General features: G+C 68.3%; 8 protein-coding genes and 1 pseudogene. 5 read left to right on the plus strand and 4 right to left on the minus strand.

Translation table 11 applies throughout. The features are described from left to right. Positions 1–8 precede the first annotated feature (8 nt). The 4 genes from BMG07_RS37895 to BMG07_RS37910 form a co-directional block, all read right to left on the minus strand. Positions 9–1,562: a TolC family outer membrane protein gene (locus BMG07_RS37895; RefSeq protein ID WP_198088798.1), complete on the minus strand. Its 1,554-nt coding sequence runs from the start codon at positions 1,560–1,562 to the stop codon at positions 9–11. A 21-nt stretch (positions 1,563–1,583) separates the two neighbouring features. Then, a complete protein-coding gene (locus tag BMG07_RS37900; protein WP_198088799.1) occupies positions 1,584–1,919 on the minus strand; it encodes a rhodanese-like domain-containing protein in 336 nt (111 codons plus the stop codon). Between the two features lie 16 nt (positions 1,920–1,935). Then, a complete protein-coding gene (locus BMG07_RS37905; RefSeq protein ID WP_198088800.1) occupies positions 1,936–2,613 on the minus strand; it encodes a protein-L-isoaspartate O-methyltransferase in 678 nt (225 codons plus the stop codon). 89 nt (positions 2,614–2,702) lie between these two features. Next, positions 2,703–3,383, minus strand: coding sequence for a TetR/AcrR family transcriptional regulator (locus BMG07_RS37910; protein WP_198088801.1), 681 nt, complete (start codon positions 3,381–3,383; stop codon positions 2,703–2,705). 102 nt (positions 3,384–3,485) lie between these two features. Between BMG07_RS37910 and msrA the strand changes: the two genes are divergently transcribed. The 5 genes and pseudogenes from msrA (at position 3,486) to BMG07_RS37935 (ending at position 9,300) form a co-directional block, all read left to right on the plus strand. Beyond that, a complete protein-coding gene (gene msrA / locus BMG07_RS37915) occupies positions 3,486–4,040 on the plus strand; it encodes a peptide-methionine (S)-S-oxide reductase MsrA (protein ID WP_198088802.1) in 555 nt (184 codons plus the stop codon). A gap of 26 nt (positions 4,041–4,066) precedes the next feature. Continuing rightward, positions 4,067–4,456, plus strand: a complete 390-nt coding sequence (locus BMG07_RS37920) for a hypothetical protein (protein WP_198088803.1) — start codon at positions 4,067–4,069, stop codon at positions 4,454–4,456. Between the two features lie 81 nt (positions 4,457–4,537). Continuing rightward, positions 4,538–6,718 carry a TonB-dependent receptor gene (locus BMG07_RS37925; RefSeq protein WP_198088804.1) on the plus strand — a complete coding sequence of 727 codons (2,181 nt, stop codon included), beginning with the start codon at positions 4,538–4,540 and terminating at the stop codon, positions 6,716–6,718. A gap of 73 nt (positions 6,719–6,791) precedes the next feature. Then, on the plus strand, positions 6,792–7,133 hold the full coding sequence (locus tag BMG07_RS37930; protein ID WP_307867281.1) for a hypothetical protein: 342 nt from the start codon (positions 6,792–6,794) through the stop codon (positions 7,131–7,133). An 80-nt stretch (positions 7,134–7,213) separates the two neighbouring features. Beyond that, positions 7,214–9,300, plus strand: a pseudogene (locus BMG07_RS37935) (TonB-dependent receptor). Positions 9,301–9,372: the final 72 nt, after the last annotated feature.

The following is a 9,372-nucleotide window of genomic DNA, read 5'->3' on the forward strand; positions in this document are numbered from 1 at the left end:
CCTAAACCTCAGCGCACGGGCGGGTTCAGGATCACCGGTGGCACGGGCGCCGTCGGCATGGTCGGCGCGGGCGGGTTGAACGGCTGCACCGGCACCGGCGGAATCACCGGAATGCTCGGCGGTGTCACCGGCACCACGGGCTGTTGCTGCTGCTGCGGGCTGCGATCGGGCGCGATGGCCGGCGGCACCGCGGGCACGCTGCCGTTGCTCGCCAGCGTCGCGTTGATCGCGTTCATGTCGTCGGTCGTCAGCGTGCCGTTGGCCTGGCGCAGTTTCAGGTTGCCCAGCAGCACGTTGTAGCGCGCCTGCGCGAGGTCGCGCTTGGTCTGGAACAGCTGGCTTTGCGAGTTCAGCACGTCGATGTTGATGCGCACGCCCACCTGGTAGCCCAGCCGGTTCGCATCGAGCGCGCTCTGGCTCGAGGCCTCGGCCGCTTCCAGCGCCTTCACCTGCCCCGCGCCCGAGACGAGCCCGAGATAGGCCGCGCGCGTGGCCTGCGCCACGCTGCGGCGGGTGCCGTCGAGCACGCTGCGCGACTGGTCTTCGAGCGCCAGCGTTTCCTTGATGCGGTTCTCGGTCGCGAAGCCCGCGAACAGCGGCAGGTTGAACGTGACGCCCACCGTCGCCGCGTTGGCACGCGTGCCCACGGTGCTGGTGGTGGTGCCGGTCGGGTTGCGCGTGACGTTGTAGCCCAGGTTGGCGTCCAGCGTCGGCTTGTGGCCGGCCTTGGCCTTTTCGACCTCGAGCCCGGCCACGTCGACGCCCAGGCGCGCCTGCTGGATTGCCGGGTGCGCGGTGTCGGCCTGGGCGACCCAGGCGTTGATGTCGGCGGGCAGGGCGGTGGGCAGCACCACCGGCACCGTCAGCGGCACCGGCACGCTGCCGGGGCGGCCGACCAACTGGTCGAGCACCACCTTCTTGACCTGCAGGTCGTTCTCGGCCGCGATTTCCTGCGCGATCACCAGGTCGTAGCGGGCCTGGGCCTCGCGCGAGTCGGTGATGGTCGAGGTGCCGACCTCGAAGTTGCGCTTGGCCGAGGCCAGTTGCTCGGCCACGGCCACCTTCTGCGCGCGCACCAGCGCCAGGCTGTCGGTGCTGGCCAGCACGTCGAAATACGCCTGGCTCACGCGCACGATCAGGTCCTGCTCGGCGATGGTGAGCACCGCCTGCGCGATGTCGGCCTGGCGCTTGCCCTGCTCGTAGGTGGCCCAGTTGGCGGGCCGGTACAGCGGCTGGGTGGCGTTGATGCCGACGTTCTGCGTGTTGAAGTCGCGCGGCGTGGTGGTGCCGCGCCCGGTGCCCGTGAGGGTGTCGATCTCGATGTCGCTGCGCGTCACGCCCGCCGTGAGGCCGACCGCCGGCAGGATGCCGGCCTTGGCCTGCGCGGCGCGCGCCACGCTGGCGTCGTACTGGGCCCGCGCGCCCTGGTAGGTGGCGTCGTAGCCGCGGGCCGCGTCATACAGTTCGTTCAGTGTCTGGGCCTGAGCCGGCAATGCGAGCAGGGCTGCGAAGGTGCTTGCGAGCGCTGCGGAAAGAGGCGAAAGCCGGGGCCTGGAAGGCATTGAACGTCCTTGAAGAAAGAATCAGTAGCGCGGGACCGTGGGGTCGTGCGAGGACCAGGCGTCGATGCCGCCGGCCACGTTGGCCAACTCCGCAAAGCCGTTCTGGTTCAAAAAAGCGGCCACGCGCTGGCTGCGCGCGCCGTGATGGCACAGGCAGGCGATGCGCTGGCCTTCGCCCAGTTCGGCCAGCCGTCCGGGGATCTCGTTCATCGGGATCGCGACCAGGGTGAAGCCCTGGGGCGCGACGCTCGCCGTCTGCAGTTCCCAGGGCTCGCGCACGTCGAGCAGCACGGGCGTGGCGCCGGCGTCCTGGGCGAACCAGGCAGCAAGGTCGGCGGGGCGGACTTGGTCGATCATTCTTGGGACCGTCCGCTCAGAACGAGAAGCGCGAGGGCTCGGGGAAGTTCAGCAGGCGCGGGGCCACGATGTCCCAGGGCTGGATGGTGTCCCACTTGCTTTCGCTGGTGCGGGTGACGAAGTGGGCGCGCATCATGGGCTCGTCGCCCACGATGGCCGACAGGCGGCCGCCGACCTTGAGCGAACCCAGCAGGTTCTGCGGAATGCGCGCGACCGAGCCGCTGAGCACGATCACGTCGAAGCTCGGGCCGCTGGCCAGGGGCATGGCGCCGTCGGCGTGGCGCACTTCGACATTCGTCACGCCGTTCTGGCGCAGCGTTTCGGCGGCGCGGGCGGCCAGCACGGGGTTGATTTCCAGCGACAGTACCTTGGCGGCGCGGGCGCCGAGCAGGGCGGCCATGAAGCCGGAGCCGGTGCCGATCTCGAGCACCGATTCGTGCTTCTGGATGTGCAGGTCTTGCAGCGTGCGGGCCTCGACCTTGGGCGACAGCATGAATTCGCCGGGCACGGAGCCGTCCAGCAGGGGCAGTTCCATGTCGAAGAACGACAGGGTGCGGTGCTCGTCGGGCACGTAGTCCTCGCGGTGGATTTCAGCCAGCAGTTCGAGGATGTCGGTTTCCAGCACATCCCAGGGGCGGATCTGCTGTTCGATCATGTTGAAGCGCAAGCGCTCGAGGGTGGGGGTGGGGTTCATGGCGTGGCTTTCCTTGTGGGCTCAGGACAAACCTTCAATTTTAGTTGGCGCCGATGACACCCGCGCCCCGGTCGGCCTTGTGCAACGCTTCATGCCTTGTCCCCGGCGCGCACGCTGAGCCCGTAAAGCACGGTTTCCGCCTGTGTGGCGAGGTATTTTTCGGGGTCCAGCGGCGACACGCCGTCGACGCAGACCATGGCCGAATGCTTCCAGAGCATGAGGAAGACCATGGGCGCCACCACCGAATAGATGGCGTGGTCGATGTCGACGTTGGCGAATTCGCCGCGGTCGATGCCGCGCTGCAGAATGCGCCGCAGCAGGTCGTGGCCGGGGCGCACCACCTCGCGCCGATAGAACTCGGCCAGCTCGGGAAAATTGGCGCCCTCGCACATCATGAGCTTGGTCAGGCCCGAGGCCTTGGTCATGCCCACGCGCTCCCACCACACGTTCATGCAGTAGCGCAGCATTTCGGCCGAGGTGCCCTCGAAAGCCTCGAATTCGGCGTTCCACTCGGTGAAACGGCCGCCCAGGCTTTCCATGACCACGGCCTTGAACAGCTCTTCCTTGCTCGGAAAGTACAGAAAGAGCGTGCCCTTGGAAACACCGGCGCGCACCGCCACTTCTTCGGAACGGGTGGCGGCGAAGCCCTTTTCCACGAACAGGTCGAGCGCGGCGGCCAGCAATTCGCCGGGACGCGCCTCTTTCCGGCGCTCGCGCTTGGCGCGCACCGGGCAGATGATCTTGTCGACAAAGGAGCGGGGCGTGGACATGGTGTTAATGACTCGCGGGTTAGTAATGTAGTGACCGGCATCCGTCACGTCAAGCCGCGACAATATCGGGTTCGTGTTTTTTCAACCTGCCGGAGCTGTGTCATGACCTCTTCATCGTCGCCGACTGAAACCATCGTGCTCGGTGGCGGCTGCTTCTGGTGCACCGAGGCGGTGTTCGACCGCGTGCAGGGCGTGCTCGACGTGGAGTCGGGCTATTGCAACGGCCAGGTGGTCAACCCGAGCTACGAGCAGGTCTGCACCGGCCGCACCGGCCACGCCGAGGTGGTGAAGCTCGAATTCGACCCGACGCAGATCAGCCTGCGCGAGGTTCTGGAGATCTTCTTCGTGGTGCACGACCCGACCACGCTCAACCGCCAGGGCAACGACGCCGGCACCCAGTACCGCAGCGGCATCTACTACGTGGACGACGCGCAAAAGCAGGTGGCCGAAGAGGTCATCCGCGAGATCGAGGCCAGCAAGACCTACCACTCGCCGGTCGTCACCGAGGTGGCCAAGCTCGCCAATTACTCGGCCGCCGAGGCCTACCACCAGGACTACTTCCTGAACAACCCGAACCAGGGCTACTGCGCATTCGTCGTGGGCCCGAAGGTCGAGAAGTTCCAGAAGACCTTCGCCTCGCGCGTCAAGAAGTCCTAGTCCCGATCGACCCAGCGGCCCCCTTCGTGCACATCGCCCGCCAGTCTGCCTCCCGTTCGTCGCGCGCGTTCATCGTCGCGCTGGCGTTCGCGTTGTGGATCGCGGGCACGCTGGGGGTCATGCACCGGTCGCTGCACGTGCCGGGCCTGGCGCAGGCCGCCGCCGCGACGGTGCAGGCGTCGCCCAGCGGCGTGCACAAGCACGCCGACCACGGGCTGGGCAGCCTGTTCGGCGAGCACACCGACGCCGAGTGCCGTCTGTACGACCAGCTGGAGCACGGCTCCAGCGCGCCCAGCGTGCCGCTGGTGGTGCTGCCGATGCTGCTGCCGTCGGCCACCTTTGCCTACCTGCAGGGCGAGTTCGTCGCCCGGTGGGTCGCGCTGTTCGACGCGCGCGGCCCGCCTTCCACTCGCTGAATCCCCCCGTGTTCCGGCTGTCGCCGCCCCGCATCGCGCGGGCGGCGGCGGGCCGCTCATCGATTCAACGAGTGCCCATTCATGATTCCCAATTTCCGTCGCAGTGCCGTTGGCATTGCCGTTCTTTCCCTGCTGTCCTGGTCGGCCTTCGCCCAGGACGCGAGCACCACGACAACGACCACCACCACCGTTGCGCCCAGCGCCGTGGAGGGCACGCTGTCCACCGTGGAGATCCAGTCCGAGCGCCTGAAGAAGGCGCGCATGGAGCTCTCGCCCGAGGTCGGCGCGACCGTCTACCGCATCGACCGCGCCGCCATCGACGCGCTCGGCAAGGGTGACGCCACGCCGCTGGACGACGTGCTGCTGACCCTGCCCGGCGTGGCCAAGGACTCCAAGGCCTCGGGCTCGTTGCACGTGCGCGACGACCACGGCAACGTGCAGTACCGCGTCAACGGCGTGCAATTGCCCGAAGGCATTTCGGGCTTCGGCCAATCGCTGGACACGCGCTACATCGACTCGGTCAACTTCCTGACCGGCGCCTTGCCCGCGCAGTACGGCCTGCGCACCGCCGGCGTGGTCGACATCCAGACCAAGCAGGGCTTCGGCAAGCCGGGCGGCTCGCTCGGCTTCACCTTCGGCAGCCACAACACGCTCGAAGAAAGCGGCTCCCTGTACGGCACCACCGGCAACCTGAGCTACTACCTGTCGGGGAGCCTGGTGTCCAACACCAACGGCATCGAGAACCCGCAGCCCACGCTCAACGCGCAGAACGACCGCACGCGCCAGGGCAAGACCTTCGGCACGCTGTCCTACTACCTGGACGCCGACACGCGCCTGGGCCTGATGTTCGGCACCTACAACGGCAAGTTCCAGATCCCGACCAACCCGAACCAGGCGCCGTCGTTCTCGCTGGCCGGCTACAGCGACCTGGGCACGGGCTACAACGGGCTGCCGTCTTCCGACGTGCGCGAGCGCCAGACCGAGGCCACGCGCTTCGTCGCGCTGTCCTACCAGAAGACCGTGGGCGCGCTGGACTTCCAGGTGTCGGCCTTCCACCAGTACTCGAACCTGCACTACACGCCCGACGCGGTGGGCGACCTGATCTACAACGGCGTGGCTTCGGACACCCTGCGTTCGAATTCGTCCAACGGCCTGCAGGCCGACGCCTCGTACAAGCTCGACGACGCGCACACGCTGCGCTTCGGCGGCGCCTACACGCGGCAGACCACGCGCAGCATCAATGCGGTGAACGTGTTCCCGGTCGACGACACCGGCGCGCAGGCCGGCAACACGCCGCTGCTGATCAACGACAACTCCAGCAAGGTCGGCCAGCTCGCCAGCCTCTACGTGCAGGACGAGTGGCGCATCGACCCGAGGCTGACCTTCAACTACGGCCTGCGCTACGACAGCGTCGACGCGTTCACCAAGGAGCACCAGTGGAGCCCGCGCCTGAACCTGGCGTACAAGCTGGCCGACAACACGGCGCTGCACGCGGGCTACGCGCGCTACTTCACGCCGCCGCCGCAGGAGCTGGCCTCGCAGCAGAGCATCAACCTGTATGCGGGCACCACCAACCAGCCCGAGGTGCCCAACTCCGACCCGGTGAAGGCGGAGCGCACGCACTACTTCGACCTGGGCCTGGACCACAAGGTGAACGACAACCTCTCGCTGTCGGCCGACGTGTACTACAAGAACATCACCAACCTGGTCGATGAAGGCCAGTTCGGCCAGGCGCTGATCCTGTCGCCGTTCAACTACGCCAAGGGCTTCGCGCGCGGGCTGGAGCTGTCGGCGCGCTACAACGACGACCACTGGTCGGCCTACGCGAACTTCGCCTACCAGAAGGCGATGGGCAGGAACATCGTGTCGAGCCAGTCGCTGTTCGGCGCCGACGAGCTGAGCTACATCGCCAACCACTACGTGTACCTGGACCACGACCAGACCTACACGCTGTCGGGTGGCGCCAGCTACCGCTTCGGCGACAACCAGTTGAGCGGCGACCTGATCTTCGGCAGCGGCCTGCGCCGCACGCCCGACGGCGGCGCGCCCAACAGCGCGGCGCTGCCGCACTACGCCGTGGTCAATGCCGCCTACTCGCACACCTGGAAGGAAGCGTCGGGCGGCGACATCGTCGGGCGCATCGCCGTGCTGAACCTGTTCGACAAGAGCTACCTCCTGCGCGACGGCACGGGCGTGGGCGTCGGTGCGCCGCAGTACGGCACGCGGCGCAGCCTGTACGTGAGCATGACCACGCACTTCTGATCGGCACCCGGCACAGATGACGCACACGAGGCCGTCGCGAACCGTCGCTTTCCTGCTGCTTGTCGCGGTATGGGTGACGTCGACCCTCGGCCTCGTGCACGCCACGCTGCATGTGCCGGGCGACCGCGCCTGGGCCCAGGCGGCCGAGCGCGTCGCCGCCACCGCCACCGCCACGGTGGCGCAGCCGGGCGCCCCGGCGCAGCGGCACGCCTGGCTGCACGCGCTGTTCGGCGACAAGACCGACGCCGAGTGCCGACTGTACGACCGGCTCTCGCACGGCTTCAGCGCACCCGGCGTGCCGCTGGTGGTGCTGCCGATGGTGCTGCCGTCGGCCACCTTCGCGTATTTGCAGGGCGAAGCCATCGCCCGCTGGATCGTGCTGTTCGACGCACGCGGTCCGCCTTCCGCTCGCTGAATCTTTCACGTGTTCCGACGCTGCCGCACCCGCTTGCCGGGTGGCGGCCGGTCGCCCCTTGATTTCAACGAGTGCTTTTCATGACCCCCAATTTCCGTCGCAACGCCATCGGCGCTGCCGTTCTTTCGCTCGCCGCCTTCGCTGGCGCCGCCCAGGCGCAGACCGCGCCGGCGCCGGCCGACACCTCCAGCCTGCGTGAAGTCACTGTCACCGGCAACCCGCTGGGCGCCAGCGACCTGATCGCGCCGACCACCACGCTGTCGGGCGACAAGCTGCTGCTGCGCTCCGAATCGACCCTGGGCGAAACGCTCAACAACCTGCCGGGCGTGAGCAGCAGCTACTTCGGCCCCAACGCCAGCCGTCCGAGCATTCGCGGCCAGGACGGCGACCGCATCCGCATCCTGCAGAACGGCGGCGGCGCGCCCGACGCCTCGGCGCTGAGCTACGACCACGCGGTGCCGGTCGACGCGCTGGTGACCGAGCGCATCGAGGTGCTGCGCGGCCCGTCGGCGCTGCAGTACGGCGGCAGCGCCGTGGGCGGCGTGGTCAACGTGATCGACAACCGCATTCCGTCGGAGCCCCTGAACGGCTTCGGCGGCCGCGCCGACCTGGGCTATGCCAGCGGCAACAAGGAAAAGAGCGGCGGCGTGGTGCTCGAGGGCGGCAACGACCGCCTCGCGCTGCACGTCGACGCCTTCAACCGCGACTCGAAAGACGTGTCGGTGCCGATCAGCCTGGCGTGCAGCAAGCCCGGCTCACCGTGGCTGGCGCGCAAGATCTGCAACTCGGCCAACCAGGCGCACGGCGGTGCGTTCGGCGGCTCGGTGTTCTTCGACCAGGGCTGGGTCGGCGCCTCGGTCAGCACCTACCGCAGCACCTACGGCACCGTGGCCGAGGACGACGTGACCATCGGCATGAAGTCCGATCGCTACGCCATCGAAGGCGAGTGGCGCCCGGGCGGCTTCATCAGCAGCATCCACGCCAAGGTCAGCCACACCGACTACCGCCACACCGAGTTCGAAGGCCGCGAGCCCGGCACCACCTTCTCGAACGTGAGCAACGACCTGCGCGTCGAGGCGCGCCACCAGAAGATCGGCAACTTCGAAGGGCTGGTCGGCTTCAGCAGCGAGAGCAACCGCTTCGCCGCCGACGGCGAGGAAGCCTTTGCGCCGCACAGCCGCACGCGCTCGAACGCGCTCTTTCTGCACGAAGAGTACGGCACCTCGTGGGGCCGGCTGAGCTTCGGCGCGCGCACCGAGAAGGTCCGCGTGCGTTCGCTGGGCTACCCGGAAGACCCGGCCGTCACGCGCTTTGCGGTGGGCGAGCGCACCTTCAATCCGCACAGCGCGGCCTTCGGTGCCTTGGTCAACCTCACGTCGCAATGGCAGCTGACCTCGAACCTGGCCTACACCGAGCGCGCGCCGAAGGACTACGAACTGCTGGCCAACGGCCCGCACGTGGCAACGGCCGCATGGGAGGTGGGCGACCCGACGCTCAAGAAGGAAAAGTCGACCGGCTTCGACCTGGGCGCGCAGTGGAAGGACGGCCCCAACACGGCCCGCGTGAACGCATACGTCACGCGCTTCGGCAACTACATCGGCCTGACCGCCTCGGGCCGCGAACTTGACGGCGAAGGCAACGTGGCCGAGCCCGGCACGCCCGACACGCTGGCCGAGTACCGCTACGGCGGCGTGCGCGCGCGCTTCACCGGCATCGAGGCCAACGGCAACCTGCGCCTGCTGGGCACCGAAGGCTTCGCGCGCATGGGCGATGGCGGCACGCTCGACCTGGAGTGGCGCGGCGACATCGTGCGCGCGAAGAACCTGGACACCGGCGAGCCGCTGCCGCGCATCGCGCCGCTGCGCCTGGGCGCGACGCTGGCCTACGGCAACGGCCCGTGGACCGCGCGCGTGGGCTTCGACTACAACGCGGCGCAGCACCGGGTGCCGAGCGTGGGCGCGCGCGAGACCGATGCGTACACGCTGTGGAACGCGGCCATCACGTACCGCATGAAGGTGCAGCGCACCAACCTCACCTGGTACGCGCGCGTGGACAACATCACGAACAAGCTGGCCTACAGCCCGACGTCGATCCTGACGACGACGGTGTATCCGAACGCGCCGCTGCCGGGGCGGACGTGAAGGTCGGGCTGCGCGTCGCGTTCTGATCGGTCTTGCTCCCTCCCCTTCGGGGGAGGGCAGGGGTGGGGGCTCGCGGCGCCTGATACGGCCATGGCTTG

The sequence above is a fragment of the Variovorax sp. E3 genome (assembly GCF_016082275.1).
In the GTDB taxonomy this organism is placed as follows: domain Bacteria; phylum Pseudomonadota; class Gammaproteobacteria; order Burkholderiales; family Burkholderiaceae_C; genus Variovorax.